Source organism: Serratia sp. Je.1.23.a (assembly GCF_051129805.1).
GTDB classification, from domain to species: Bacteria; Pseudomonadota; Gammaproteobacteria; order Enterobacterales; family Enterobacteriaceae; genus Serratia; species Serratia liquefaciens.
In genome coordinates this window covers 29039-52982 of record NZ_JBCPSR010000011.1, presented here as the reverse complement: position 1 = coordinate 52982, position 23944 = coordinate 29039, and the positions used below count along the sequence as shown (strand labels likewise).

The window sequence follows — 23944 nt, the reverse complement described above, 5'->3', positions numbered from 1 at the left end:
AGCCAAAAAAGACTCTTTGATGGGATAACCGTTAAGATGGAAACGACCAAGAAAATAATTTTAGAAGGTTTAGGACGGCATGATTTAAGCGAACTACCCGGCCGTCCTTATGATTGTTCCTTCGAGTTGTTAGCAGCTAAACCAACAAGAAAGCGTTTAATCATGGTCGGGTTCAACGGCTCATCAGCAGATGGCGGTTTTACAAATGCTGAAGCAGTGATAAACGGTTTTAATTCACCTTGTTTCTCTAATGTTCAGGCAGGTACTGAAGGTGAATGGGGTATCAAACATTTGGCAAACCGCCTGCAATCCGTCCCTGAACAGCTAGGCTTTAGATGGCAAGATACTGTCTACACCAATGCGCTACTCATGTGTTCTAAGGATGCCCTGTCGCTCAAAAAAAGTGCTCAAGAGAGCGCAATTGGCAGCTTGGATCGGCTGATTGAAAAATCGATGGGTTTCTTTGAAAACATTACCGTCCCCCTATGTAAACCTGAACTAATTATTGCTTATAGTAACGGAATGAACTCTCACTCAGCAGCTCGCTTGTTATTAAAAACATTCGGCGATGTCGATGAACCCGAGTACATAAGCCGAAACAGCTACTACTCCACATTCGGCTTTACGGCACGGTTTAAGCAATTCGATGTGCCTGTGGTAGGTATCCGCCACATGTCGCGCTTCAAACCTGATGTGCAGCTCATCAAACAAGCATGGGAAAAAATGCGCTAACTGCTGATGCCGAATTCTAAAATCGCCCTCTAAATCGGTATCACTTTTCTGCATTGGTATACGCTTAGGTATATCCTACAAGCTTGAATTCGATTTTTATCAATGATTACAATAAATTAATCAAATCATTCAGACTCCCCCAGCCCCAAATAGGTCACCGGTGACCCCAGATAGATCCGGTGGCAATAACGAAAAAGCCCGCAATTCACGTTGCGGGCTTTTTTGTGTCTGTAGCGCACACTGGTCGTTAGTGATCCAGATAGAGATAATGCAGCCAGCTGGTCATGCGCAGCAGGACTTTGCGCATGATGGAAAGATGCTCAAAGTGCTCGGTGTAGACCGCAGCCTGTGCGGTAACGCCATCGGGCAATTTGTCCAGCGCGGGAACAGGGTCTAAATCGATCATCACGTAAACACCTTCCTGCTGAGCGCCAACGTTTAGCCCTTGCATAACACCACTGGCCTGATAGCTGCCGTCGGGGACTATCGGCAGCACCCGCGTGACCGAGCCGCCATAGATTTTCCCCGGCAAGCCGTTAAATACCACCTCGGCTTTATCGCCCTGGGTTAAACGCAGGATCGAGTTTTGACGGAATACCGCCACCACCTGCCGTTTTTGCTGCGGAATAAAAATCATCACCGGCTTGAACGGCAAGCGCACTGCGGTGGTGCCAGGCCGAGCCAGCACCTGGGTAACATAACCCTCGCTGGGTGCTCGAATGGTCGTTTGTTCCAAATTGTAGGTCGCTTCCGCAATCTGTGATTTCAGGCTGGCAATGCGGGCGTCCTCACCGTTGTAGTGGCCCGAAAGCCGCTCCTGCGCCTGCTGATGCTGAGCTTTGGCAGCCTGCAGCGCTGCAGATTGCGCTTGATACTGCTGCCGTGCATGACTGATGTCTTGTTCCGAGAAAGGGTTAACTGCCATTGCCGCGCCTTTGGCGTAACGCTGATAATCCTGGCGCGTGCGTTCATACTCGGCATAAACCCGCTGCACATTGGCCGAGGACTCATTTAGCGTAGCCTGTCGTGTTCTGACATCCGCCTGCGCGCTGGCAAGATCTGCCTGCAGCTTGTTCAGCCGGGCACGGTAGCGGGTATCATCCAGGCGAAACAGCACATCGCCCTTATGCAATAGCACATTGGTCTTATCCGTAACCTCGACAATCACTCCCGATACCTGGGGAACAATGGGCACCGAAACAGCGATTTTCTGCGCCCGGTAGGTATAAGGATGGTTGTAATTCATCCCCAGAATCAAAGCTCCTACGATAAAAATGCCGCCCAATACTGCGGTCGGCACGGTCCATTTATTGATGGGGATACGGAACAGTTTGAAAACGCCGTAGCTCAGCGCTACGTAGCTGAGAATAATTAAGAGATCCATACCCTTTCAACACCCTTTATTGGACGACGAGCTTTCATCTGCAACGGGCATCTGCATTCGCTGTAACTCGCTTTGTAACTGATGAATTCGCGCTTGCAGCACTTCAGGGTGTTCGGCCTTCTCGCTCATGCCCCATCCCCGCTCTGGCCGATATAACGTCGCCCAAATCCACAGCAGTGGCCAAATAGCATGCAGGGTAAACAGGCTGACCCAGCCTGCAACGTGAATGGCATCCTGATGGGGATGTTGCCGTTTTTTGGCCAGCAAATAAGGAATGTCGTGAATAATTATCACGCCGTAAAATAAAATCAAAAACACGGCGATCAATACGCCTAAAGCAAAATAATCTAGAAACATGCTACACCCTGGCTGGTCACGCTAAATAACGCATCGAGGCTTATGTTGTCTTATACTCTTTGATATCTTTGGCAATGATATCAATGGCATTTTTAACATCGTCTACGGTGAGTTTTGCCTTTTCATTATTCAAATTATTTCCGGACGCTTTGCGCACCACTTTGATAACCGGCTGATTAGTCGAAGCATCGATAAACTCGCCTTCCATATACACAGAGCTCTCCATGGTGCGGTGACCGGTTACGCTCTGTGTTGCCGCCACCAGCAGCGTGATTGGCAATACCTCATACACCTGAAGCCCTTTTTTATGGGTATCGATAGCCGTTATAGCCCCTCGGAAAATAAGCGTATTTTCACGTGGCACATCCTCCAAGATAAAATGGGATGCCATGGACTGCTTAAACTGCTGGTTAGTGTAGTTCAGGATATTATCAAGTGCGCGCTGGCTTACCATCTCAGTGGGTTTCGGACGCGGGAAATAGATCATCGGCTGATAAACCAAATATTTATATTTAGAATAGTCAACGTTAGTTTGCTTCCAATATAAAACGTCCTTACCGGAGGCCGATTTCCCCTGGGTAATATCATTGTAATTATTCAGGAACGTAGAATACTTTTCTTTTTCGGTGACCTTGGATGAACAAGCGGCCAGAATGAATACCAAGGGAAAAATGGCCGCACGTTTTTTTCTCATCATAACTTCCAATATTAATTTAATAAGCAATAAATAATTAATCGAAATAGTACCCGCTAGTGACTGATAAGTCATATGACAATACAGGCAAAAATGTATATCATTTTTGATATACAAAATCAGACTGGCGCGTAGAGTGAAATCAAAAGACTTCAAGATCGACGAACTCAGGATCGTTCGCTGCATTGCCGAAACGGCCAGCGTCAGCAAGGCCGCTCAGCGGCTAGACATGCCACAGTCAAATGTGTCGCGCACCCTGACGGCGCTGGAGCGCCGGCTTGGCCTGGAGATCTTCTTACGCACCCCGCGCAGCTTGTCGCTAACCGAGTTTGGCGAACAATTTTTACGCCGAGCCACTCAGCTTTTAGATGAGCATAACGATCTGCTCGATATATCAGGTACCTATAAACGCAGTCTGAATGGCATGGTGACGCTGGGCGCACCTATTGGTATCCATTCATTCCTGACCCGTTATCTGCTGCCGCCGCTGTTACGCGAATCGCCGGAGCTGATCGTCGATTTGGTTACCCGCAATCCGGATGAACGCGAGAAGAAGTACGGTGCGGTATTCGACAGTGACTGCGATCTGTTGATCAGTTTCTTCGAACCACAAAATGAAAGCCTGATCGCCAGGCCCTTGACCCGTTTTCGCGTCGGATTATTTGCCTCACCGGACTATATCGCGAACGCCCCTCTTGTCGAGCCAGAGGAGCTGACTGCGCATCGCTGCATTACCTTGCGGGTGCTGGGAGGGAGCCACAATACCTGGAGCTGTTATAGTTCTCAGGGCCAATTGATGCAGGTAGCAGTCACCGGCAGCAGCATATGCGACAATATTCTGCCGGCCATCGAGCTGGCAAAACAGGGGCTTGGCATCGTCTATGCCCCTTATTACTCCGTCGCTTCTGCGCTGGAATCGGGGTCACTGATGCCTTGCATTGAACGTGAGCGCTGTATCGATATGCAAGCCTTTCTTATTTATCGCCAGCGTGGGGTGTTACCCCACAGGGTTCAGGTGATGATGGAAAGCATCATGCATAATATGAAATTGCATGAGCAGCGCCTGATTTAGCGATAACGGCCACAAACACTAAAAGCAAAACCCCGCCGAAGCGAGGTGATGCTGTTCGTCTTTCCGAACCGTCGACAGTTACTCGTTTACCGGTCTTTCCCGATCGTCACTTCGCTCGCAACCTGGTCGCGTCGCCAGAGCAGACAGGCACGCATGCCCTGAAGGCGGCACAGGCTTACGAACATGTAGCTTAAAATCGGTATCCACCGCCCAGTAAAGCCTGGCTGGAGATATCTTTATCCACCATTGGGCTATCGGTGATTTCACCGCTCAGCTGCACGGCACGCACTGATGCCAAGGCATACCAATGTTCGTTAAACTGGTAGTTGGCGCTCAGCTCCACATAAGGGCTCCAGCTCTCTCCGGCCGAATACGTTGAGAAACCGCTGCTTTTTGCCTCCGCATGGCCAATGCCATAGTAGTAATCGTTCTGGTTACCGTTGTTGTAGACCGCGCCAATACCGGGAACAAGGCGTAGCTTGCCCGCCTTGATGGGATACAAAAAGGCCACGTCCCCTACCACACCGTTACTGTTATCAAGGGTATCACCAGCCAGCGAGGCGCGAATAACCCCCCATTTTTCTTTATGGGTGAAGGCCATCCCGGCCATTAATGTGCCATCGCGCTTATCCAGCTTTTTCATTTGGCTGTTATTGCTATCATCCGGATCAAAACCAAGGGGGGAATAATAGGTGATGATCGAAATCTGATCCTTTGGCATATTCAGCAGATAATATCCCGCCGCCAAAGAGTGAATATAAAAGTTCCCTTTCTCATAGTTTAACGTGGGCAACCCCTGGGTTTTAGCATCGGTATCAACATAACCATAATCATTCACCATCGCAGCTGCCCCTAAGGACCAGCTCGCTGCAACTGAAAAAGGCGAATAAATAAGGTAAGCAAAAATTAGCGAAAGAGAAATACTAAACTTACTCCACCTAATGCGAGGAGTTAGAAAATCTGAGCACGGTTTCATTATTATCATCCATAGTGGGAGCATCAAACGCCGTGCATACTACTCCACCAGGGTAATTGTCTGATAGCGGCTTAAGTGTCCAAAAATGCACACCAGGCAACAAATTGATTTTTAATCATATTCACCCTATTTTACCATTCACTGCCCGCCACCACCCACCAGACAGAGCCGCATAATTGCATAGCTACAAGGCATAATATAGTATGCGGAAAAATTCGACCCTGGCTTCACCGTAATAAATTTACGCCACTGGAACATGACATTATGGAAACAGACGTTCCCTTCACTCTTGGGAAAAGAAACTCAGCCACTTTATTTAATAAAGATGATAAGCCGATAGAGCATATATTGGCGATTAAGCATGCCTTAATGCCCTATGGTAAAAAATGTTCTTTTCCAGCGGGCAAAAAAATTCGCTTATTTCACAATGGCATTCGGCATTGGTTCTTGCTCCAGTCCGGTGAAATGTCCGCATGCCGCGACAGTGATGGTTTGAAAATAGCCAATTTTAGAGAACCCTCGCTCGCCGGTATCGCGGAAACCTTCTTCCCTAAAGAGTTGATCTTTTTCCTGGCCGAATCACCGGTTGAACTGGTGATGTACCAGGAAAGTGATGTACTGGAAACGCTGGCACGGGAAAACCTTTGGCAAAACTTAGTGCATATACAAGCCTATGTCATCCAAGTTCTGAGCATCCGCGACAGGTTATTGTCAGGCAACGATGCCTACGAGGTTGTCTGCAATCACTTGCTGATGCTAATGAATGAAAAAGAAGCCTTTCGCTTATCCACCACGGTTCCGCGCTATATTCAGCAACGAACGCAGCTCTCGCGCAGTGGCATCATGAAAATATTATCTGACCTGCGCAAGGGAGATTATATTACCGTCGAAAAAGGTATTTTGCTGGCGGTTAACCGGCTGCCAAAGCGTTATTAACTGGCTATCAGAGCCAGTTAATCCTCTTACAGATCCCGTGTATACACTCGCGAAGCCTCGCCCCAGGGATGGTAACCCAACCCATTAAAGGCAAACCCCTGTTTCTCGTAGTAGCCTTCCAGATCGGTACACAAATGCAACCGTGGGAAACCCAGCTGGCGAGCCTCATCCGCTACATGGTTAATCAACAACGTGCCGTAACCGCGGTTACGGTGGGCCTCTTCCACATACAGCGCGCACAGCCATGGATAGAGTTCACCGCGGCTAATGAAATCATTGGTGATTAATCCTGCGCACCCCAGGATCTGACTGTTATCCACCAGCAAATACCACTGCGGCAATGGATTAGCAGCACCGATGCAACGAGTGATGGCATCCTCATACATCATCAGCGTTTCTTCCGAAGCCCATTGCTGTTGGAAATAACCGATCGCTTGCTGTTTAAACTCGGGGGACTGACGCACCGAAATAATCTTCATATCTTTTCCTGAGGTGATTTTTCATTCTTTTTCTGGCGTAAAATTATGCGGTAACCCGTGGAGGTTAGCACGACCTTTATCATGGAAATCAGCAGGGTGGGCAGATAATATGGCAACGCTGCCCCTTAACCGGCAGCGATTTCACCAAAACAGGAGTCATTATGACGCAAAATATTTATGACAATCAGGCCTTCTTCGACGGCTATGCCCAGCTCAGCCGCTCGGTGAACGGGCTGGACGGCGCACCGGAATGGCCGACTATCCGCAGCATACTGCCGGATTTGCACGGCAAGCGCGTAGTCGATCTCGGGTGCGGCTACGGGTGGTTCTGCCGCAGCGCTCGTGAACAAGGTGCCGTAAGCGTACTGGGGTTGGACGTCTCAGAAAAAATGCTGGGTAAAGCGCAATCGATGACCCAGGATGCCGGCATTGAATACCGCCAGCAGGATCTGGAACAGCTTCAGTTGCCGCAGGCGTCTTTTGATATCGCCTACAGCTCACTGACGCTGCACTACATCGAAGATCTGGCGCGGTTGTTCGCCACGGTTTATCAGGCGCTGGCGGCTGGCGGGCAGTTTATCTTCACCGCTGAGCACCCCATTTATACCGCACCGCAGCATCAGGGATGGTGGGTCGATCAAAACGGGCAGAAGTCGTGGCCGGTTAACGGCTATCAGCAGGAAGGTCAGCGGATTTCAAATTGGTTGGCAGATGGGGTCATCAAGCAGCACCGCACGCTTGGCAGCTACGTAAACTTGCTGATCCGGCAAGGCTTCGTCATTAGCTATCTGAACGAATGGGGTCCTTCGGCTCAACAAATCGCAGAAAACCCGGCGCTGGACGAAGAAAAAGAGCGCCCAATGATATTTATTCTCGCCGCTCATAAACCTGCTTAATGCTTCTTTTCCGCAATAAATCCTGAACACATCCAATATTGGGGAGGCTGCCTCCCCCCAATGGCTTAGGGCGCGGTTGCAGGCATCGGCGCCGCTATCACGTTCTACTCGCCGATCGGCAAATAACCCTGCCACAGCGGTTGCGCCGCTTTACCCTGCGCATTGGCCTGCAAATGTACATGGTATCCCTGCAGTGACTGCAACAGCAGGCAATCGTCCACCTCAGCCAGATCATCCTTATGCTGCTTGAAGCTGCCGGTCAGTAGCGTCTGCTTGGCTTTTTCTTTGGCTTCATCCGCACTGTGCGCGACAAACAGGCCAAACTCGTGCAGCTCAGCCAACTCGTCACTGCGGTAACCGCCCACGTTAACGAAGAACAGCTTCTCCGGCCCGACGAACGGCTCAGTCTTCAGCGCCACGTCATAGCCATCCGCCCATTCAATACGCGCATAGCCATCAACATGCACCTTGTTCTTATCGCCAAACCATTTCTCGCGCAGCAAGGGATAAGCCTGTTCTGGCCGCTCCGCTGCAACGAATTGTACGTCGTGCAATTCGATATTGGCACCCGGTGCGGTGCCGCCCACATAGAACATCAATAATCCCGGCATTAGATTGCTATCCCCCTGTTTTAATAGTCGTTATGCAATATATTATATAGCGATTATTATGCAACCAGCGCTGCCACAAAGAGCGAGTTCGCTATTGGGGGGAAAGCTTATCAGCATGGATTACGCGCAAAGACCGCAGGTTCCGGCCAACGCAGTGATAGCAACTTTGGCATGTGCTGAGCAGCGGGACGTGGTTACGCCCCGCTAGATTTCAGGCGCGTATATCCTGATATTCTGGCGTGGTGTCGAATTCGTGTTTGGCGAACGGGCATAACGGAATGATTTTGCGGTTTTCCGCGCGCATTTTGGCGACCACCAGCGCCACCAACTTTTTACCTACCCCCTGGCCTTTTAGCACTTCGTCAACCCAGGTGTGATCAATGATGGTTAATTTATCGCCGCTGGGCACAAAAGATATCTCGGCAATCATCTTCCCCTGCTGATCGTTTATATAGAAACGCTTTTCATCTTCCAAAAATTTAAGATCCATAGAATTTATTCCTATAAAAAAGTGCGTAACTCTCGGTTGTCGCTACAACAAAGCCAATATTAGTCTACTCTTTAATCAGTAACACAACATAATTGTGACAGTGGCTGAGGAGTTCAAAATGGGTGAAAGCTCAAAAGACGGCGTTATTCTGCTATCCCGAATATTGTTGATGATCCTGTTTATCATATTTGGCTGGATGAAGCTGGTTGGCTTTGGTGCAACCGTCACGGCAATGGAAGGGTATGGTACGCCCATGCCTTATTTAGCGGCGATTATCGCCGTGGTGGTGGAGTTCTTTTTCGGCATTGCGCTTATTCTTGGGTTATTTACCCGCCCTATCGCGGTTATTTTTGCCCTTTACGTACTCGGCACCGCGTTTATCGGCCACCCATTCTGGAAAATGACCGGCATGGAAATGATGGGCAATGAAATAAACTTCTTCAAAAACATCAGCATTATTGGCGGGCTGTTGCTGCTGGCGGTCACCGGCGCCGGACGTTATTCGCTGGATTATAAATTCTTCAATAAATAACCCCCACCAGCCGGTGGCCCCGCTACCGGCTGGCCTTCTGTTGCCCGTTTATCGACTACGTTTGGCGTGACGTTCGAAGTTATCGGCTTTCGCCTGTGCAGATTTGCGCAACGTCACGTAACAGGCACCTTCACCACCATCGCGCGGCAATGCCCGACAAAAAGCCTGCACCTGCTCAAACTGGGCCAGCCACTTGGCGACATAGCTGCGGATCACGTTGGCGTGGCTTTCATCATCTCGCCCACGGCCGTGAACGATCAGCAGCGAACGCAGACTTTGCTTTTCCGCCTGCACAATAAAGCGGAACAGAGCTTGCCGACAGGCCTCCACCGGCTGTTTCAACAGGTTCAGACTGGCCTGTGGCGGGTAGCGGCCATGGCTCAGCTTGTCGAGCACGCCCTGTTGAATGCCCTCGCCTTTATATTCCAACGGTTGCTCACAGGGGATCAGTTCGAGAAAGCCGGTACTGAGAAAGTTTTCCTGCTGCAGCGCCTGCGCTTCACGGCGCGCGCGCTTATCCATGGTCTCCTGCGGCTTCAAGTACAACGTCTCGGGGCCGCGGGATAACGGAATGACATCCGCCATCGCCTGTTCAAAAAAATCTTTGTCTTGGTTGCTCATCTCAAAGCCACTCTTGGACACTAGGCCTTTCATGCCGGAATAAGCCTGATTGTAAGACCCACAGCTCCGGTTGCAAGCCGGGAATTTTCCGCAATCGTCGTCAACGGGTGAGGTTCTGTGCAGTTTTCGTTATACTGCAAAACCATTATTGAGTGCCGCAAAGGATCGATCCCATGAAAATGCGCGAGCTGGAAACCCAGTTTCAAAATGCCATGAGTGAGTTGCAGGCCAGCTTCGAAAAGCAGCACCGTGAATGGCAGCACAGCTATCAGGCCCTGCAGCAGTTGCTGGAAGAGGCTAAACAGCGCGAAGTCGCACTGCGTATGCAGAACGAACAGTTGGTACGCAAGCTGAGCACCGCCAGTTCAGTGCCGGAGCAGCACGCATTGGTGAAGCAAATTAAAATGCTGGGCGCCCATCTGGACGCACTGGCCAAAGATGCCGCCAGCTTCAACCACCACCTGCGCAATCAGCAGCGGGCAGCCGACAATTTCAGCGGCGAACAGCGTTGACACCGGGCGCTGTCCTGCAGCGCCTCCTGCCAAATACTGGCGTTCCGAGAGTGTAATAAATCATAAATGACCTGGATCATCATCGCTGCCCTGATCGTTGTATTTATTATTGGTTACCGCATTCTGACTTCCGATACCCGCAAAGCCATTGACTCTCTGGCCCACCTGTTGAAAGTGAAACCTATGCTGATTGAATCGATGATTCAGGAGATGGGTGGCCGCAACAGCCAGACCTTTATCCGCATGCTGAATAATGGTTACACCGAAGAGATGCACCAGGCGGCCTATTTGCTGTTTATCTATCTGACCTTTATCAAACAGGCAGACGACCACCAGATTGCCCTGTGGCGGGAAACCCTGCTGCGTGCCGGTCTGTCGCCAGAGTTACATGCCGAGCACACCGAAGCCGCGCTGTTTTATTTTGCCGATCTGGATATCGATGCTTTCGAGCTGGCACAGTTCCGCCGCGCCTACAACGAGCGTTTTAACCAGGAAGCCATTGCCAATTGGTGAAGATGTCCCCCGCAGGCGGGGGAGGCATTACAGAAACATGCTGTAGATATAGCGCGAAAGCGCGTCACGCGAGCTGAAACCGTGGGGAATGCCATAACGCGCACTCGGGGTATCGCTGCTTAAATCCAGGGGAAACTCAAGGTACTGATCGCTGGTGCGTATCGGCGAGGTCGGCGTGGCGAAATGCACGCTTTTCTCTTTCAGCGCCGGGTGGATCACCAACGCGGTTCTGCCCATCCGCGCTTCACGATTCACATACACGTAGTGCTCACCCTTGCGGTAACCATAGGCTTGATCGGTGACATAATCACGCTCAAACCCCGTATTCTCCAACACTCTAGCCACTTCATCCGGCCGTAAATACATCGATTTCTCCTCTCGTTCTGGACCGCTGAGCGACCTTACCGTAATCATGAGATGAAACAATAAATTTTTCGGTATGGATGTGGGTTTAGGAATATTCCTTAACTAGGTATTTTGCCGTTTTTGCAACAACAGGCGCAGCGTCAACATCACGCCCGGAAACACCCTCAGTACCGCAAAATTAAGAGATTGACGGCACGCCCGTACGGCTCATCAACAGCATTTAGCATAGCTCCGATCCAAACCCGGCAAGGGATAACAAAGTATTATTTAAAGCCGCTGTTGTTGCCTGCGCCATTCACTTGGGCTCACACCCTGAATGCGCAAGAATTCGCGGTTAAAATTCGATTTGGTAGTGAATCCGGCCTTTTGCATAATATCAGTCACCGGCTCATCACCGGCGAGCAACCACTGCGCCGCCTGACGAATACGCAGTTGATTCACATATTGCGACACATTCATTCCCGTATGCCGATTGATAGCCTGCGAAACCCGTCGCGCCGGCAAGCCCACCTTGCGCGCCAGCCGGGCCAGGTTCAGCTCAGGCTCCAGGTAGAAGTCATCTTGCCGCAGCCGTTGTTGCACCCGCTCAAACCACTCGGCCAGTTGATCCTCATCTTCCCCCCCGCTATCCGCCGTTTCCGATATGACCTCAACCGGGCTTTCCGCAGGTCGGCTGCGCGACAGCACCAGGCATAGGCTCAACGCCACCAACAGATTATCGATCGTTGCCAGCCAACCGGCGTGCCGCCCGTCAAACAGGGAAAAGTCGAGCGCAATCACCCCTTCGGCTACCGCCACCATGATCAGCAAGCCCCCCAAACCGCGCCACAGTCGATAGCTCAGCCAACTTTCCGCCAGCGCCACCTGCGGCAAAGCGTTTTCACCGCGCCGCAACGCATACAGCAATGCGGCTCCATACCCCAGATAACCCCCGACAATCATGGCATCCAGCAAAAAGGGCGCCGTCAGGCTGGCCAACAGCGTCAGGCACAGTGGCATCAGATGCCACAGTTCGCGCCGCCGCAAACGGCCCTGGGTACTCACCAAAAACGCGACATAAGCCAGTGAAGGGATCGCCATCGCGCCGAACGGTTGCAGCCCATTGAATTGCGTTATGCCGTAGCCATAACGGATACCCACCAGCAGGCTTTGCCACGCGCACAGCAACAACAATAGCTGAAAGACCCAGCGCCGCGCCGTTGGACGACCGAGGCGATACAGCAGCCCCAGGCACAGCATACCGAACAGAAATGTGAGAGGAATAAGCGGCATCATCAAGGTCTTGTTGTTTGCACACGGAATCAACAGTGTACTGTTAAAACAATCATTTAACGACCCGGATCGCGATCGAGGTCGCCGGATGGCGCCGCCAATGCCACCCTCTCAATCTCGATACCTTGAGGAGTGAAAATGAAAAGAACCTTGTTGTTGTTGATGCTGTGGTGCGGTGCTGCGAGCGCGTCCCCCTATCAGGTCGCCACCCACGATGAAACCTTTCAGGCCGGCTCGCGTTCGTTAGTCAGCCGAATTTACTACCCCACCACCGAAACGGCTAAACCGCAGCTCATCGGTGCAAACCCGGTCTTTACCGGCATTGAGAGTCAGCCGGACGCGCCGGCAGCAAGTGGGCATTTTCCGCTGATCGTGATCAGCCACGGCAGCGGCGGCAATAACGCCAGCCAGGCCTGGCTGGCGGCAGCGCTGACCCAACAAGGCGCGATCGTGGTGGCGGCCAACCACCCAGGCAGCACTACCGGTAACTCGGTTCCGGCTTTATCTGCCGAGCTGTGGTTACAAACCAGCGATATTTCCGCCTTGATTAGCGCCGTCACCACCGACCCTCGCTGGAAGCCGATGCTCAACCCTCAGGCGATTGGCGTTATCGGCCACTCCAAGGGCGGTTACAGCACCATTGCAGCTATCGGCGGTAAAATCCGGCTGAGCGATTTCATCGATGGCTGCCGACAAGCACCGCAGTCGCCCAACTGTCAGTTTTATACACAAGCCAACGTCGCACTGACCAAGCTTTCCGCCAGGGCATTTGACGCCGACTACACCGACCCGCGCATTCGCTTTGCGGTGGCTCTAGATCCCGGCATGGTGCCCTACCTGCTGCCGACCAGCCTGCGTCGGCTCAGCGCACCGTTACTGATCGTCGAGCCACAGCACTTTTTGCCCGACGGCCAGGAACCCGGGCTTGGCGGTGCCACGCTGGCGGCGGATAACGGAAAGCAACCTATTCATGCACTGAGGCTATCCAGCGGCAATCATTTCGATTTCCTGCCGGTTTGTCAGCCCAAAGGCCGGCAAATCCTGGCGAGTGAAGAAGATGATGGGGCGGTGCTTTGCGCCTCTTCCAGCGAACAACGCGAAGCCGTACACCGGCAAACGCTGGCCGCCATCATGGCATTTATTCATCCGTGGCTACCCGCGCCCGCAGGAAATTGATAAACGCCCTCACCTTTTCCGGTACGTGGCGGGTGTTGGGGTATAGCGCATAAATACTCTGCGCAGGAAACTGATGGTCCGTGAGTAGCGGACACAGCTTGCCCTCGGCGAGGGCAGGCCGCACCAGCCATTCGGGCAGCAGCGCCACCCCGGCGCCGTGCAAAGCAAACGCCAACAGCGCCGCGGCACTGTCGCCCATCAACGTGGCGGCATCTTCCACCTTGAACAGCACCGCCTGGCGCTCAGGGGTAATGACCTGCCAACTCAGCGGCGAACTGAGGCGACTGTGAGCAATCCACTGTGCCTGTGCCAGTTGGGCCAGAGACGCAATGGGATGGCGGGCCAGGTAGGCTGGCGAGGCGACCGGCACAATAGCAAAGCTGTCGAGCAATGCTGCCCGCAGGCTGGAATCCGCCAGTTGTCCCAGCCGGATGGCCACGTCGAAACGCTCTGAAATCAAATCGGCATGATAGGAAGAGGAAACGTGCTGAATGCGCAGGCGCGGATGCAATTGGGAAAATGCCGCCAGCGCCGGTACCACCACCTGAGCGCCGTATTCCGGCGTTGTCGTGATGCGCAATACGCCGCTCAGTCCATGGTGATCCCGACGTACGTCATCCAAGAGGTTTTCCGCATCCTGCAACAACCGCAGACAACGTTGATAAAAACGTTCGCCGGCGTCGGTCAGTGCCAGCCGTCGGGTGCTGCGCACCAGCAGCGACACCCCCAGTTCGCCCTCCAGCTGTTTGACATTGAAGCTGACCACCGCCTTGGTTTGCCCCAACGCCACCGCAGCAGCGGTGAAACTGCCGGCGTCCACCACGGCCACGAAGATAGCCAAACGCTGCAGGTTAAGCATGTTGTCGCCCCTTATTGTCAAAATAATTTTGACAGTGTAATCGCTCATAGCCGATTTATCCGCACTTTCCCGCCCGTTACACTGCTGGCCTTCAACCGGAGGCACCATGCCCTATCGCATCAAAGTCGCAATCGTCTACCTGCTCGGATTTTTTGTCGATCTGATCAACATGTTTATCGCCAACGTCGCTTACCCCTCAATCGGCCATGCGCTGCAGGCTTCGGTCGGTGAATTGGCCTGGGTCAGTAACGGCTACATTCTCGGCCTGACGCTGGTGATCCCGCTCAGCGCCTGGTTAGCGCAGCGCATTGGCGGACGGCGGGTGTTTTTGCTGTCGTTAACCTTGTTTATGCTGGCAACGGCGGCGGCAGGCTATGCCGATTCCATCGGCGAACTGGTTGGCTGGAGAGTGCTGCAGGGTATGGGCGGCGGGTTGCTGATCCCGATCGGCCAAACGCTGACCTACCAACTGTACCGTAGCCATGAGCGCGCGGGGCTTTCCGCCGCCATTATGCTGGTAGGCCTGCTGGCCCCGGCACTGTCACCGGCATTGGGGGGGCTTATTGTCGACCGGCTCGACTGGCGCTGGGTGTTCTTTGCCAACCTGCCGCTCGCCGCGCTGGCGCTGCTGTTGGCGGCACTCTGGCTGCGTCCTCAGGTACCCGATCCGCAACCTCGACCGCTCGAGATCAAGGGGTTGCTTAGCGCCTGTACGGCCCTGACGCTGATCTTACTGGGCCTCACCCGACTGGGGGAAAACGGGGGCCTTGCGCAAGGCGCGTTACTGTTGGCCGCAGGAGCGATCGCCTTGACCTATTTCCTGCGCCGTAGCCTGCGCATTACCCACCCTTTGCTGAACCTGCGCCTGGTTCAGGATCCGCTGTTGCGCACGTCGATGATGATTTATCAGTGCATCCCCGGCCTGTTTATCGGCGTCAGCCTGATCGCCATGCTGTATTTGCAAAATCAGTTGGGCATGCGTGCCGCGCAGGTCGGTAGCCTGATGCTGCCCTGGTCGCTGGCCTCGTTCCTGGCCATCACGTTGACCGGCAGAAAATTTAACCATTTTGGCCCGAAACCGCTGTTTATCTTCGGCTGTCTGCTGCAAGGGTTGGGCATTTTGGCGCTGTCGCAGATTGCGCACGCTGGGGATTACGGATTGCAGGTTGCGGCCTTCGCCCTGATGGGCTTTGGCGGCAGCCTGTGCAGCAGCACCGCGCAGAGCAGCGCATTTTTGCATATTGCCGATGAGCAATTGGCCGACGCCAGTGCGCTGTGGAATATCAACCGACAGCTCAGCTTCTGCCTGGGTGTCGCCCTGCTCAGCTTGTTACTCAACCTGCTGCTGGAACATTTTACCCCCGCCGTCGCCTACAAAAGTTGTTTTTACCTGGCCGCCGCCAGCACGCTGATCCCCATGCTGCTGTGCCTGCGCATCGTAAACCGCGCCATAGTGCGCGGTCTCAATACTCAACAGGAACACCAATGAACCAATATTTTACCGAAGTGATCGACGCACACGTCGCCATTGAAAACTGGCTGGAAAAAGGGGCCGGAGATGAACAGGGGCTGTTGGCGCGTTTTGATCCCGCCTTCAGCATGATCGCGCTGAACGGCAGCCGACTCGATTTTGCCGCACTGAGCGCGTTTTTCCGTGCGAATCGGGCCGCCAAACCGGGGTTGGCAATCAGCATAGAAGAGATGACGTTGGTGGCCGAATGGCCGACGGGGGCAGTGGTCAGCTATCGCGAGAAACAGAGGCTGCCTGGACAGGCGGCGACGCTGCGCAACTCCACCGTGGTGTTTGAACAAACCGAAACCGGGCTGGGCTGGCGGCACCTGCATGAAACGCCCATCGCGCAGTAATCAGAGAAAACCGTCGGCCAGAAACAGTTCCCAGGCCACGATCAGCCCACACAGGGTGACGGCGCTGAAAATCACTTCGAACAGATAGCGATTGATCATCATGAGCTAGCCCTCAAAAGAAGACACCCGGCCAAGCCGGGTGTCTCAATAACGTCGGGATGATGCGGCCCCCTCAGGCACCGCATTCCTCACTCAATTAAGCGGCTGGAGTTGCTGCTTTTTTGGTGGCTTTGTGGTGTTTTTTAGCGGCCTGAGCTTTCTGCACTGGCGCTTTTTTGTGGTGTTTTTTAGCAGCCTGGGCTTTTTGAGCTGGCGCTTTTTTGCTTACTTTGTGGTGAGTTTTAGCAGCCTGAGCTTTCTGTGCTGGGGCTTTTTTGCTTACTTTTTGGTGCTTTTTAGCGGCCTGAGCTTTTTGAGCTGGGGCTTTCTTGGTGGCTTTGTGGTGCTTTTTAGCCGCCTGGGCTTTCTGAGCTGGGGCTTTCTTGGTCGCTTTGTGGTGCGCTTTCTTATGATGAGTGGCTTTAGCAGGAGCCTTCTCAGCAGCAGCTGGCGCAGCGGTAGTGGTGGTTGCAGCCGGAGCAGCCGTTGCCGGAGCTGCAGCAGTATCAGCAGCGAAAGCAACAGAAGACAGACCCATGGTGGCAGCAACGATCAGGGCTAATACTTTTTTCATCTTTAATTCCTCAGAGTGTTTTTTCAGTAAGCCCCGTTGGGCCGTTGAAGCAGATACTAGAGGAATCGATGAGCCGCTTCCGTGAGTGATTGGTTTCGCCGAGTAACCAAATGTACAACACAGACAGGCATCGCCGGTGACGTTATCCCACCAGGTATTTTACCGTGATCGCCGGCACATTTTGAGAAATGGTCTACACTTAAGAGACATGTGTCAAAAACGGAGAGTCGAATGTTTAAGAAATCAGAAAAAGTAGAACGCGACATTGATCAGGACGTCACTCTTTTGGCTGATACATTGGATGAGGTGCTACGTGCATCCGGTGACAAAACCAAAGAGGAACTGAAAGAGCTGCACAGCAAAGCCAAAGGCGTGTTACGCGACGCCCGTGCTCGCTTCAATGGTTCCAGCAATCTGACACAGCACGCCCGCGATGCCGTCGAACAAGCCGACAGCTACGTGCGCGACAAACCTTGGCAGGGCGTAGGGATCGGGGCCGCGGTTGGCATCGTCCTCGGCGTTCTGCTGGCCCGGCGTTAACACCCCTTGCAGTCATAAAGATAAAACAACAGATGTGCGTCTGGCCCGTGGGAAACCGCGGGCCGTTTAATTTGTGGCTTCAAACAACTCGGCTAGCCTGGCCACTGCCCGCTCAGCCTCGCTCTGCTGGGTAAAGTTGGCAAACCCCATCAGCAGGCCATCTCCCGCCGCACTGGCTATGTGCCAATCCGAAAGTGCCTGTATCGACAACCCGCGTTGCCAGGCCTCTTGCGCGATCCTCCGATCCAAGCCTTTTGCCGTCAATCGTGCCAGTAATTGAATGCCCCCGGCCTGCGACGATACCGTCAAATACTCCCCCAGCTGTCGTGCAAGCGCCTGCGCCAGCCATTCACGGCGCTGGCGATAGAGGGGCCGCATACGTTTCAGATGGCGATAGAAATGCCCCTGATGGATAAAATCAGCCACGCTGGCCTGCATCAGTGGCGGGCAGCCGCAACCGCGTAACCGGCTGCTGCGTCCAAAAGCGTCCACCTGTTCAAGCGGCACGACCAAATAAGCCATACGCAGTGCCGGAAACAAGGTTTTACTGAAAGTCCCGGCGTACAGCACCCTGCCCTGACGATCGAGACTTTTCAACGGCGGCAGCGGCCGACCATGATAACGAACCTCGCTGTCGTAATCGTCTTCAAGGATCCATGCCCCCTGCTGCTGTGCCCACTCCAGTAAGGCCATGCGCCGCGCCAGGCTAAGCGAGACGCCCAGGGGACTCTGGTGGGTCGGCGTCAGCACCGCCATGCGTGCTCGACGTGCAGCGGCAACACCGACGGCGATATTCATCCCCTGCTCATCAACCGGCACGGCCACCGGCTGCATGCCGGCGGCGCGAAATAGCGGTAGGGTCACCGGATAGCCGGGGTCTTCCAGCCACACCTCGTCACCGGTCTTGAGTAAAGTGCCGATCACCAAATCCAGCAATGCCTGATAGCCGGCACAAATAAAAACCTGTTCCGGTCGACAATTGATACCACGCGAAAGCTGCAAATAATTCACGATCGCCGCGCGCAGCTCTGGCAACCCTTGAGTTGACGGATGAGCCATGGCCGCCAAAGGAGCAGTACGCAATTGGCGACCGACAATCCTCTGCCATAGTGCGCGCGGGAAAGCATCCAGCGCCGGCAGCCCCAATTGAAAAGGCTGCGTTGCCCCACTCGGATGCAATGGATTCGCCGCCACCGCCGGCAACACTTCCGTCGTCAATGCTGCGCGTACCGGCAGATTCTGCAGCTGCGACGAAACATAAGTGCCAGCCTGTCCCCGGCTTTGCAGAAAACCTTCGGCGATAAGTTGGCCGTAAGCGCTTTCCACCGTGGCCCGCGCCACGCCCAGATCGCTCGCCAGCCCACGCACCGAAGGCAGCCGACTGCCCGCCAGCAGGCTTCCTTGCGCAATGGCGTCTTTAATCCGCAGATAAATCTGCCGGTACAAAGGATCTGCGAGCTGAGCATCCAGCCGCAAAGAGGAGAGAAACTGACGCATCATGGCCTGGTTAAATAATCATTTTATGGCTCTATAGCATAGTCCATATCGCCATTAAAGTAGCCTCATTATTCTGCTGTTCGCTAACTGAGGTTGACCATGATTAAGCAACGTTTGAAATATTCCGAACTCTCTCCCGCCCCTTACAAAGGCATGGTGACCGCCCTGATGGCACTGGAGAAAGGCGCGCTGGACAAGGCGACAATTGAGCTGATGTTTATGCGCGTATCGCAGATTAACGGCTGTGCCTACTGCCTGGATATGCATGGTAAAGCACTGAGAGAAAGTGGCGTTGACAACGCCAAGCTGGATCAACTTGCGGGCTGGCGCGTGAGTCATGCGTTCAGCGACCGCGAGCGCGCGGCGCTTGAGTGGGCAGACTCCGTGACCCTGATCGCCGCAACTGGCGCACCGGACAGCGCGTTTGAAGCGCTGCAGACGCACTTTAGCGATGCGGAAATTGCCGATTTAACCTTCGCTATCAGCATCATGAACGCCTTTAACCGCCTGGCCATCAGCATGCGTCAATGACGAAACCGCACTTATCCCCCTCTCGCCCGAGAGGGGTTTCCCGCCAACAACCGCCAAAAAAATTTTTCCCTCTGCTTTTCCAGCCCTGATGCGGCCTCAACGTGAATCCTGCCAAAACACCATATATAGCGTGGTTGATAAATTAAATATCCACATATAGTATTTAACCCATCAACCGCAGGGAACATGTAGCGGTTGGTAACGCCGTCAGAAACGCCGTTCAATGCTCCGTTATCTGACCTGTCCGCCTTTCCTTCAGCCCAAAAGGTAAATGCGAATCATGAGTATTATTATTTACAGCAAACCGGACTGTGTCCAGTGCAACGCCACCTATCGCGCATTCGATAAACAAGGGATTGGTTATCAGGTGATCGACCTCACCCAGGATCAGCAGGCGCTGAACCATGTTAAATCCCTTGGCTATCAGCAAGTTCCGGTGATTATCGCCGGTGAAGATCACTGGTCTGGCTTCCGGCCGGACAAAATCGGCGCGCTGGCCCACGCCCTGGCGTCCTGAGGTTGCCCATGAACCCGCTGGTCTATTTCTCCAGCAGTTCGGAGAACACCCACAGGTTCGTTGAAAAACTGGGATTGCCAGCGGTACGTATCCCTATCGCCGGCGCCCGCAGCAAACTGCTGATGGATAAACCCTATATTTTGATCGTGCCCAGCTATGGCGGCGGTAGCGCCGTAGGAGCCGTGCCGATCCAGGTGATCCGCTTTCTCAACGATCCACAAAATCGCGCTTTCCTGCGCGGCGTTATCGCCGCCGGGAATACCAATTTCGGCGCAGCGTACGGCATTGCCGGCGACATCATCGCCAAAAAATGTCAGGTGCCTTTTCTTTACCGCTTTGAGCTGCTCGGCACCACACAAGACGTTGCAAACGTTCGACAGGGAGTAACCGCATTTTGGCAACGACAGAACTGACCCGGCCCGCCGCAAGCGCGCTGGATTACCATTCGCTCAACGCGATGCTCAATCTTTATGATGCCGAAGGCCGTATCCAGTTCGACAAGGATCGGTTAGCAGCGCGGCACTACTTCCTGCAGCACGTGAACCAAAACACCGTATTCTTCCATAACCTGGAGGAGAAGCTGCGCTATCTGGTGGAGGAAGGTTATTATGAACAGAGCGTGTTGGCGCAGTACGAGTTCGCCTTTATCAAACAGCTGTTCCAACAGGCCTATGCGAAAAAATTCCGCTTCGAGACCTTCCTCGGCGCCTTTAAGTATTACACCAGCTACACGCTGAAAACCTTCGACGGTAAGCGCTACCTGGAACGCTACGAAGACCGGGTATGCATGGTCGCCTTAACGCTGGCGGCAGGTGATACCGCGTTGGCACAAGATTTGGTGGAGGAGATGATCTCGGGCCGCTTCCAGCCGGCGACGCCCACTTTCCTCAACTGCGGTAAACAACAGCGCGGCGAACCGGTGTCCTGTTTTCTGTTACGCATCGAAGACAATATGGAGTCAATCGGTCGGGCGGTGAACTCTGCGCTGCAACTGTCAAAACGCGGCGGCGGCGTGGCGTTCTTACTGACCAATATTCGCGAGGTCGGTGCCCCGATCAAACGCATAGAGAACCAGTCTTCAGGGGTGATCCCTATCATGAAGATGCTTGAAGATGCCTTCTCTTATGCCAACCAACTGGGCGCGCGTCAGGGCGCCGGTGCGGTCTATCTCAACGCTCATCACCCGGATATTCTGCGTTTCCTCGACACCAAGCGTGAAAATGCCGACGAGAAAATCCGCATCAAGACGCTGTCGCTGGGGGTGGTGATCCCGGATATCACTTTCGAACTGGCGAAGAATAACGAAGAGATGTACCTGTTCTCGCCCTATGACGTCGAGCAAGTGTATGGCGTGCCGTTCTCGGAAATCAGCGTCAGCGAGAAGTACCGCGAAATGGTGGATGACAAGCGCATCCGCAAATCACGCATCAATGCGCGTGAATTCTTCCAGGTACTGGCGGAGATCCAGTTTGAATCCGGTTATCCGTACATGATGTTTGAAGATACGGTCAATCGTGAAAACCCGATCGCCGGGCGCATCAACATGAGCAACCTGTGCTCCGAGATTTTGCAGGTTAACCGCGCCAGCACCTATCACGATGACTTGAGCTACGACCAGGTAGGCAAGGATATTTCCTGCAACCTCGGTTCGCTCAACATCGCCAAAACCATGGATGCCCCCGACTTTGGCAAAGCGGTCGACACCGCGATCCGTGCGCTGACGGCGGTGGCGGACATGAGCGACATTCGCTCGGTGCCGTCGATTGCCGAAGGCAACCGCAGTTCGCATGCCATTGGCCTCGGCCAGATGAACCTGCACGGCTACCTGGCTCGCGAACGCATCTTCTACGGCTCAGAAGAAGGGATTGATTTCACCAACATCTATTTCTATACCGTCGCTTACCACGCCATTCGCGCCTCTAACCAGTTGGCCATCGAGCGCGGTAGCGCATTCGGCGGCTTCGAAGAGTCGACCTATGCTTCAGGTGAATACTTCAGCAAATACACCGAACGGGAATGGCAGCCGCAAACCGAACGGGTTCGCGCGCTGTTCGCCGACGCCAATATCGCCATCCCTGGCCGCGAAGAGTGGCTGGCGCTGCGCCAGTCGGTGATGATGCACGGCTTGTACAACCAGAACCTGCAGGCGGTACCACCCACCGGTTCCATCTCCTACATCAATAACTCGACCTCCAGCATCCATCCGATCGTGTCACGCATCGAGATCCGCAAAGAGGGAAAAATTGGTCGCGTCTATTATCCGGCGCCCTATATGACCAACGACAACCTGGAGTACTACCAGGATGCCTACGACATAGGGCCGGAAAAAATTATCGATACCTATGCCGCCGCCACTCAGCACGTCGATCAGGGGCTGTCGCTGACGCTGTTTTTCCGCGATACCGCCAGCACCCGCGACATCAACCGCGCGCAGATTTATGCCTGGCGTAAAGGCATCAAAACCATCTATTACATCCGCCTGCGCCAGATGGCGTTGGAAGGCACCGAGGTGCAGGGCTGCGTGTCCTGCGCACTGTGAGGCAATCTATGAATACCACTAAACCGGCGCAGTTGGTGCGCGCGATCAACTGGAACATCATCGAAGACGACAAGGATCTGGAGGTGTGGAACCGCCTGACCTCCAACTTCTGGCTGCCGGAGAAGGTGCCGCTGTCGAACGACATTCCGTCGTGGGCAACGTTGACGCCAAAAGAACAGCAGTTGACCATTCGGGTGTTCACCGGCCTGACGCTGCTGGACACTATTCAAAATACCGTGGGCGCACCGGCGCTGATCGAAGATGCGATTACGCCGCATGAGGAGGCGGTGTACTCCAACATCAGCTTTATGGAAGCGGTGCATGCTCGTTCGTACAGCTCAATTTTCTCTACGCTGTGCCAGACACCGGACGTCGACGATGCCTACCGCTGGAGCGAGGAAAACCGCGCGCTGCAGAAAAAAGCCAGCATCATTCTGGCCCACTACCGCAGCGACGATCCGCTGATGAAGAAGGTCGCCAGCGTATTCCTGGAGTCGTTCCTGTTCTATTCGGGCTTTTATCTACCGATGTACTGGTCGAGCCGCGCCAAGTTGACCAACACCGCCGATTTGATCCGTCTGATCATCCGCGATGAGGCGGTGCACGGTTATTACATCGGTTATAAATTCCAAAAAGGATTGGAGAAGGTCGACGCGGCGCGCCGCCAACAGGTGAAAAATTTCGCCTTCGATCTGATGCAGGATTTGTACGATAACGAGGTGCGTTACACCGAAGAGCTGTACGACGGTGTAGGCTGGACTGAGGACGTGAAAACCTTCCTGCACTATAACGCCAACAAGGCGTTGATGAATCTGGGATACGAAGCGCTGTTCCCGCCGTCGATGGCGCAGGTCAATCCGGCCATTCTGTCGGCGCTGTCGCCAAACGCCGACGAGAACCACGACTTCTTCTCCGGCTCAGGCTCGTCTTACGTGATTGGTAAAGCGGTCAACACTGAAGATGACGACTGGGATTTCTGAGTGAAATCGCGGGGCGAATCACTTTGCTCTAAATCATAACCGCTGAACGGGCGCAGGCTACCGCGCCCCTACAGTTTAGATATTTCCGGTACGCTGTCGGATGCGCTGCCAAATGGCCCGCTTTTCCTCGTCATCGGCACTCGACCAGGCGGCGATTTCCTCCAGCGTGCGCCAACAGCCCCGACACCACGCGTTTTCGGTGTCGATCTGGCAAACATTATTGCAGGGTGAACGCACGCCATCGTCAATCTGACTGCCGGTTTTTCTTCTTCTGCTGCGGCCTACCATAAGGCGCTTCCTCCGGTGGATTTCTCGCGACAGGA

General features: G+C 53.7%; 30 protein-coding genes. 16 read left to right on the top strand and 14 right to left on the bottom strand.

Translation table 11 applies throughout. From position 1 onward, the window contains the following. Nucleotides 1–36 precede the first annotated feature (36 nt). Nucleotides 37–732, top strand: coding sequence for a hypothetical protein (locus AAZT04_RS24965; RefSeq protein WP_065424726.1), 696 nt, complete (start codon nt 37–39; stop codon nt 730–732). A gap of 247 nt (nt 733–979) precedes the next feature. On the opposite strand, the gene AAZT04_RS24960 is transcribed toward AAZT04_RS24965, so the two are convergent. The 3 genes from AAZT04_RS24960 to AAZT04_RS24950 are packed head-to-tail and all read right to left on the bottom strand — an operon-like array spanning nt 980 to nt 3167. Continuing rightward, complete coding sequence (locus AAZT04_RS24960; protein WP_020828275.1) at nt 980–2116, bottom strand: HlyD family secretion protein; 1137 nt, start codon at nt 2114–2116, stop codon at nt 980–982. A 6-nt stretch (nt 2117–2122) separates the two neighbouring features. After that, nucleotides 2123–2473, bottom strand: a complete 351-nt coding sequence (locus AAZT04_RS24955) for a DUF3302 domain-containing protein (RefSeq protein ID WP_046372809.1) — start codon at nt 2471–2473, stop codon at nt 2123–2125. A 40-nt stretch (nt 2474–2513) separates the two neighbouring features. Then, entirely contained in the window at nt 2514–3167 is a 654-nt protein-coding gene (locus tag AAZT04_RS24950) for a DUF3313 domain-containing protein (RefSeq protein ID WP_262033283.1), read from the bottom strand. A 136-nt stretch (nt 3168–3303) separates the two neighbouring features. Between AAZT04_RS24950 and AAZT04_RS24945 the strand changes: the two genes are divergently transcribed. Then, nucleotides 3304–4239 (top strand): LysR family transcriptional regulator, encoded by a 936-nt coding sequence (locus AAZT04_RS24945; RefSeq protein ID WP_434682170.1) that lies wholly within the window; start codon nt 3304–3306, stop codon nt 4237–4239. 190 nt (nt 4240–4429) lie between these two features. Here the strand turns inward: AAZT04_RS24945 and AAZT04_RS24940 are convergent, their stop codons facing one another. Beyond that, nucleotides 4430–5215, bottom strand: coding sequence for a MipA/OmpV family protein (locus AAZT04_RS24940; RefSeq protein ID WP_434682167.1), 786 nt, complete (start codon nt 5213–5215; stop codon nt 4430–4432). A 264-nt stretch (nt 5216–5479) separates the two neighbouring features. Here AAZT04_RS24940 and AAZT04_RS24935 point away from each other — a divergent pair, with 264 nt between their 5' ends. Then, nucleotides 5480–6151: a winged helix-turn-helix transcriptional regulator gene (locus AAZT04_RS24935; protein WP_116691896.1), complete on the top strand. Its 672-nt coding sequence runs from the start codon at nt 5480–5482 to the stop codon at nt 6149–6151. 26 nt (nt 6152–6177) lie between these two features. On the opposite strand, the gene AAZT04_RS24930 is transcribed toward AAZT04_RS24935, so the two are convergent. Beyond that, the gene (locus AAZT04_RS24930) at nt 6178–6630 is read right to left on the bottom strand and encodes a GNAT family N-acetyltransferase (protein WP_115058172.1); all 453 of its coding nucleotides are present in this window, start codon (nt 6628–6630) and stop codon (nt 6178–6180) included. A gap of 161 nt (nt 6631–6791) precedes the next feature. Here AAZT04_RS24930 and AAZT04_RS24925 point away from each other — a divergent pair, with 161 nt between their 5' ends. Beyond that, a complete protein-coding gene (locus AAZT04_RS24925; protein WP_020828282.1) occupies nt 6792–7526 on the top strand; it encodes a class I SAM-dependent methyltransferase in 735 nt (244 codons plus the stop codon). A 104-nt stretch (nt 7527–7630) separates the two neighbouring features. On the opposite strand, the gene AAZT04_RS24920 is transcribed toward AAZT04_RS24925, so the two are convergent. Beyond that, the gene (locus tag AAZT04_RS24920) at nt 7631–8137 is read right to left on the bottom strand and encodes a DUF1543 domain-containing protein (RefSeq protein WP_129941730.1); all 507 of its coding nucleotides are present in this window, start codon (nt 8135–8137) and stop codon (nt 7631–7633) included. 211 nt (nt 8138–8348) lie between these two features. After that, nucleotides 8349–8627 carry a GNAT family N-acetyltransferase gene (locus AAZT04_RS24915; protein WP_020828284.1) on the bottom strand — a complete coding sequence of 93 codons (279 nt, stop codon included), beginning with the start codon at nt 8625–8627 and terminating at the stop codon, nt 8349–8351. Between the two features lie 118 nt (nt 8628–8745). Between AAZT04_RS24915 and AAZT04_RS24910 the strand changes: the two genes are divergently transcribed. Beyond that, nucleotides 8746–9159: a DoxX family protein gene (locus AAZT04_RS24910; RefSeq protein ID WP_020828285.1), complete on the top strand. Its 414-nt coding sequence runs from the start codon at nt 8746–8748 to the stop codon at nt 9157–9159. 48 nt (nt 9160–9207) lie between these two features. On the opposite strand, the gene smrA is transcribed toward AAZT04_RS24910, so the two are convergent. Continuing rightward, a complete protein-coding gene (gene smrA / locus AAZT04_RS24905) occupies nt 9208–9780 on the bottom strand; it encodes a DNA endonuclease SmrA (protein ID WP_041415633.1) in 573 nt (190 codons plus the stop codon). A 173-nt stretch (nt 9781–9953) separates the two neighbouring features. Between smrA and AAZT04_RS24900 the strand changes: the two genes are divergently transcribed. Both AAZT04_RS24900 and AAZT04_RS24895 read left to right on the top strand, forming a co-directional pair. Further along, the gene (locus tag AAZT04_RS24900; RefSeq protein WP_020828287.1) at nt 9954–10292 is read left to right on the top strand and encodes an MbeD/MobD family mobilization/exclusion protein; all 339 of its coding nucleotides are present in this window, start codon (nt 9954–9956) and stop codon (nt 10290–10292) included. 66 nt (nt 10293–10358) lie between these two features. Then, entirely contained in the window at nt 10359–10805 is a 447-nt protein-coding gene (locus AAZT04_RS24895; RefSeq protein ID WP_116691894.1) for a DUF1198 family protein, read from the top strand. 27 nt (nt 10806–10832) lie between these two features. Here the strand turns inward: AAZT04_RS24895 and AAZT04_RS24890 are convergent, their stop codons facing one another. Together AAZT04_RS24890 and AAZT04_RS24885 are read right to left on the bottom strand one after the other, a co-directional pair. Continuing rightward, nucleotides 10833–11171 carry a DUF2002 family protein gene (locus AAZT04_RS24890; protein WP_020828289.1) on the bottom strand — a complete coding sequence of 113 codons (339 nt, stop codon included), beginning with the start codon at nt 11169–11171 and terminating at the stop codon, nt 10833–10835. A 267-nt stretch (nt 11172–11438) separates the two neighbouring features. Then, the gene (locus AAZT04_RS24885) at nt 11439–12443 is read right to left on the bottom strand and encodes a helix-turn-helix domain-containing protein (protein WP_116691893.1); all 1005 of its coding nucleotides are present in this window, start codon (nt 12441–12443) and stop codon (nt 11439–11441) included. 138 nt (nt 12444–12581) lie between these two features. On the opposite strand from AAZT04_RS24885, the gene AAZT04_RS24880 reads away from it, so the two are divergent. Continuing rightward, nucleotides 12582–13619 carry an alpha/beta hydrolase family protein gene (locus AAZT04_RS24880; protein WP_434682159.1) on the top strand — a complete coding sequence of 346 codons (1038 nt, stop codon included), beginning with the start codon at nt 12582–12584 and terminating at the stop codon, nt 13617–13619. Here the strand turns inward: AAZT04_RS24880 and AAZT04_RS24875 are convergent. Then, on the bottom strand, nt 13582–14478 hold the full coding sequence (locus tag AAZT04_RS24875) for a LysR family transcriptional regulator (protein ID WP_434682156.1): 897 nt from the start codon (nt 14476–14478) through the stop codon (nt 13582–13584). The two genes, AAZT04_RS24880 and AAZT04_RS24875, sit on opposite strands and share 38 nt — an antisense overlap. A 106-nt stretch (nt 14479–14584) precedes the next feature. Between AAZT04_RS24875 and AAZT04_RS24870 the strand changes: the two genes are divergently transcribed. After that, nucleotides 14585–15967 (top strand): MFS transporter, encoded by a 1383-nt coding sequence (locus AAZT04_RS24870; RefSeq protein ID WP_262033287.1) that lies wholly within the window; start codon nt 14585–14587, stop codon nt 15965–15967. Further along, nucleotides 15964–16344: a DUF4440 domain-containing protein gene (locus AAZT04_RS24865; protein WP_201896071.1), complete on the top strand. Its 381-nt coding sequence runs from the start codon at nt 15964–15966 to the stop codon at nt 16342–16344. The genes AAZT04_RS24870 and AAZT04_RS24865 overlap by 4 nt, the downstream gene beginning before the upstream one ends. A gap of 196 nt (nt 16345–16540) precedes the next feature. Here AAZT04_RS24865 and asr read toward each other — a convergent pair whose 3' ends face one another. Continuing rightward, on the bottom strand, nt 16541–17017 hold the full coding sequence (gene asr / locus AAZT04_RS24860) for an acid resistance repetitive basic protein Asr (RefSeq protein ID WP_048761059.1): 477 nt from the start codon (nt 17015–17017) through the stop codon (nt 16541–16543). 231 nt (nt 17018–17248) lie between these two features. Between asr and AAZT04_RS24855 the strand changes: the two genes are divergently transcribed. Further along, entirely contained in the window at nt 17249–17557 is a 309-nt protein-coding gene (locus AAZT04_RS24855) for a DUF883 family protein (RefSeq protein WP_020828296.1), read from the top strand. Nucleotides 17558–17623: 66 nt separating this feature from the next. Here AAZT04_RS24855 and AAZT04_RS24850 read toward each other — a convergent pair whose 3' ends face one another. Further along, complete coding sequence (locus AAZT04_RS24850; RefSeq protein ID WP_261101997.1) at nt 17624–19057, bottom strand: PLP-dependent aminotransferase family protein; 1434 nt, start codon at nt 19055–19057, stop codon at nt 17624–17626. A gap of 96 nt (nt 19058–19153) precedes the next feature. Between AAZT04_RS24850 and AAZT04_RS24845 the strand changes: the two genes are divergently transcribed. From AAZT04_RS24845 to nrdF, 5 genes are all read left to right on the top strand, one after another. Continuing rightward, nucleotides 19154–19585, top strand: coding sequence for a carboxymuconolactone decarboxylase family protein (locus AAZT04_RS24845; protein WP_116691886.1), 432 nt, complete (start codon nt 19154–19156; stop codon nt 19583–19585). A gap of 280 nt (nt 19586–19865) precedes the next feature. After that, nucleotides 19866–20102, top strand: a complete 237-nt coding sequence (nrdH, locus tag AAZT04_RS24840) for a glutaredoxin-like protein NrdH (protein WP_020828299.1) — start codon at nt 19866–19868, stop codon at nt 20100–20102. Between the two features lie 8 nt (nt 20103–20110). Then, the gene (nrdI, locus tag AAZT04_RS24835; protein ID WP_116691885.1) at nt 20111–20515 is read left to right on the top strand and encodes a class Ib ribonucleoside-diphosphate reductase assembly flavoprotein NrdI; all 405 of its coding nucleotides are present in this window, start codon (nt 20111–20113) and stop codon (nt 20513–20515) included. After that, on the top strand, nt 20497–22641 hold the full coding sequence (gene nrdE, locus AAZT04_RS24830; protein WP_434682148.1) for a class 1b ribonucleoside-diphosphate reductase subunit alpha: 2145 nt from the start codon (nt 20497–20499) through the stop codon (nt 22639–22641). The genes nrdI and nrdE overlap by 19 nt, the downstream gene beginning before the upstream one ends. An 8-nt stretch (nt 22642–22649) precedes the next feature. Further along, nucleotides 22650–23621, top strand: a complete 972-nt coding sequence (nrdF, locus tag AAZT04_RS24825; RefSeq protein ID WP_044554507.1) for a class 1b ribonucleoside-diphosphate reductase subunit beta — start codon at nt 22650–22652, stop codon at nt 23619–23621. Nucleotides 23622–23696: 75 nt separating this feature from the next. On the opposite strand, the gene AAZT04_RS24820 is transcribed toward nrdF, so the two are convergent. After that, nucleotides 23697–23909: a DUF1289 domain-containing protein gene (locus AAZT04_RS24820; protein WP_020828303.1), complete on the bottom strand. Its 213-nt coding sequence runs from the start codon at nt 23907–23909 to the stop codon at nt 23697–23699. Between the last annotated feature and the right edge of the window lie 35 nt (nt 23910–23944).

Coding starts and splice junctions, on each gene's coding strand:
- AAZT04_RS24865 (WP_201896071.1), top strand. CDS start 15,964: ATGAACCAATATTTTACCGAAGTGATCGACGCACACGTCGCCATTGAA.
- AAZT04_RS24915 (WP_020828284.1), bottom strand. CDS start 8,627: ATGGATCTTAAATTTTTGGAAGATGAAAAGCGTTTCTATATAAACGAT.
- AAZT04_RS24870 (WP_262033287.1), top strand. CDS start 14,585: ATGCCCTATCGCATCAAAGTCGCAATCGTCTACCTGCTCGGATTTTTT.
- AAZT04_RS24930 (WP_115058172.1), bottom strand. CDS start 6,630: ATGAAGATTATTTCGGTGCGTCAGTCCCCCGAGTTTAAACAGCAAGCG.
- AAZT04_RS24960 (WP_020828275.1), bottom strand. CDS start 2,116: ATGGATCTCTTAATTATTCTCAGCTACGTAGCGCTGAGCTACGGCGTT.
- AAZT04_RS24950 (WP_262033283.1), bottom strand. CDS start 3,167: ATGAGAAAAAAACGTGCGGCCATTTTTCCCTTGGTATTCATTCTGGCC.
- nrdH (WP_020828299.1), top strand. CDS start 19,866: ATGAGTATTATTATTTACAGCAAACCGGACTGTGTCCAGTGCAACGCC.
- AAZT04_RS24935 (WP_116691896.1), top strand. CDS start 5,480: ATGGAAACAGACGTTCCCTTCACTCTTGGGAAAAGAAACTCAGCCACT.
- nrdI (WP_116691885.1), top strand. CDS start 20,111: ATGAACCCGCTGGTCTATTTCTCCAGCAGTTCGGAGAACACCCACAGG.
- AAZT04_RS24890 (WP_020828289.1), bottom strand. CDS start 11,171: ATGTATTTACGGCCGGATGAAGTGGCTAGAGTGTTGGAGAATACGGGG.
- AAZT04_RS24820 (WP_020828303.1), bottom strand. CDS start 23,909: ATGGTAGGCCGCAGCAGAAGAAGAAAAACCGGCAGTCAGATTGACGAT.
- AAZT04_RS24920 (WP_129941730.1), bottom strand. CDS start 8,137: ATGCCGGGATTATTGATGTTCTATGTGGGCGGCACCGCACCGGGTGCC.
- AAZT04_RS24845 (WP_116691886.1), top strand. CDS start 19,154: ATGATTAAGCAACGTTTGAAATATTCCGAACTCTCTCCCGCCCCTTAC.
- AAZT04_RS24875 (WP_434682156.1), bottom strand. CDS start 14,478: ATGCTTAACCTGCAGCGTTTGGCTATCTTCGTGGCCGTGGTGGACGCC.
- AAZT04_RS24910 (WP_020828285.1), top strand. CDS start 8,746: ATGGGTGAAAGCTCAAAAGACGGCGTTATTCTGCTATCCCGAATATTG.
- AAZT04_RS24940 (WP_434682167.1), bottom strand. CDS start 5,215: ATGAAACCGTGCTCAGATTTTCTAACTCCTCGCATTAGGTGGAGTAAG.
- asr (WP_048761059.1), bottom strand. CDS start 17,017: ATGAAAAAAGTATTAGCCCTGATCGTTGCTGCCACCATGGGTCTGTCT.
- smrA (WP_041415633.1), bottom strand. CDS start 9,780: ATGAGCAACCAAGACAAAGATTTTTTTGAACAGGCGATGGCGGATGTC.
- AAZT04_RS24850 (WP_261101997.1), bottom strand. CDS start 19,057: ATGATGCGTCAGTTTCTCTCCTCTTTGCGGCTGGATGCTCAGCTCGCA.
- AAZT04_RS24855 (WP_020828296.1), top strand. CDS start 17,249: ATGTTTAAGAAATCAGAAAAAGTAGAACGCGACATTGATCAGGACGTC.
- AAZT04_RS24895 (WP_116691894.1), top strand. CDS start 10,359: ATGACCTGGATCATCATCGCTGCCCTGATCGTTGTATTTATTATTGGT.
- nrdF (WP_044554507.1), top strand. CDS start 22,650: ATGAATACCACTAAACCGGCGCAGTTGGTGCGCGCGATCAACTGGAAC.
- AAZT04_RS24925 (WP_020828282.1), top strand. CDS start 6,792: ATGACGCAAAATATTTATGACAATCAGGCCTTCTTCGACGGCTATGCC.
- AAZT04_RS24965 (WP_065424726.1), top strand. CDS start 37: ATGGAAACGACCAAGAAAATAATTTTAGAAGGTTTAGGACGGCATGAT.
- AAZT04_RS24900 (WP_020828287.1), top strand. CDS start 9,954: ATGAAAATGCGCGAGCTGGAAACCCAGTTTCAAAATGCCATGAGTGAG.
- AAZT04_RS24880 (WP_434682159.1), top strand. CDS start 12,582: ATGAAAAGAACCTTGTTGTTGTTGATGCTGTGGTGCGGTGCTGCGAGC.
- AAZT04_RS24955 (WP_046372809.1), bottom strand. CDS start 2,473: ATGTTTCTAGATTATTTTGCTTTAGGCGTATTGATCGCCGTGTTTTTG.
- AAZT04_RS24885 (WP_116691893.1), bottom strand. CDS start 12,443: ATGCCGCTTATTCCTCTCACATTTCTGTTCGGTATGCTGTGCCTGGGG.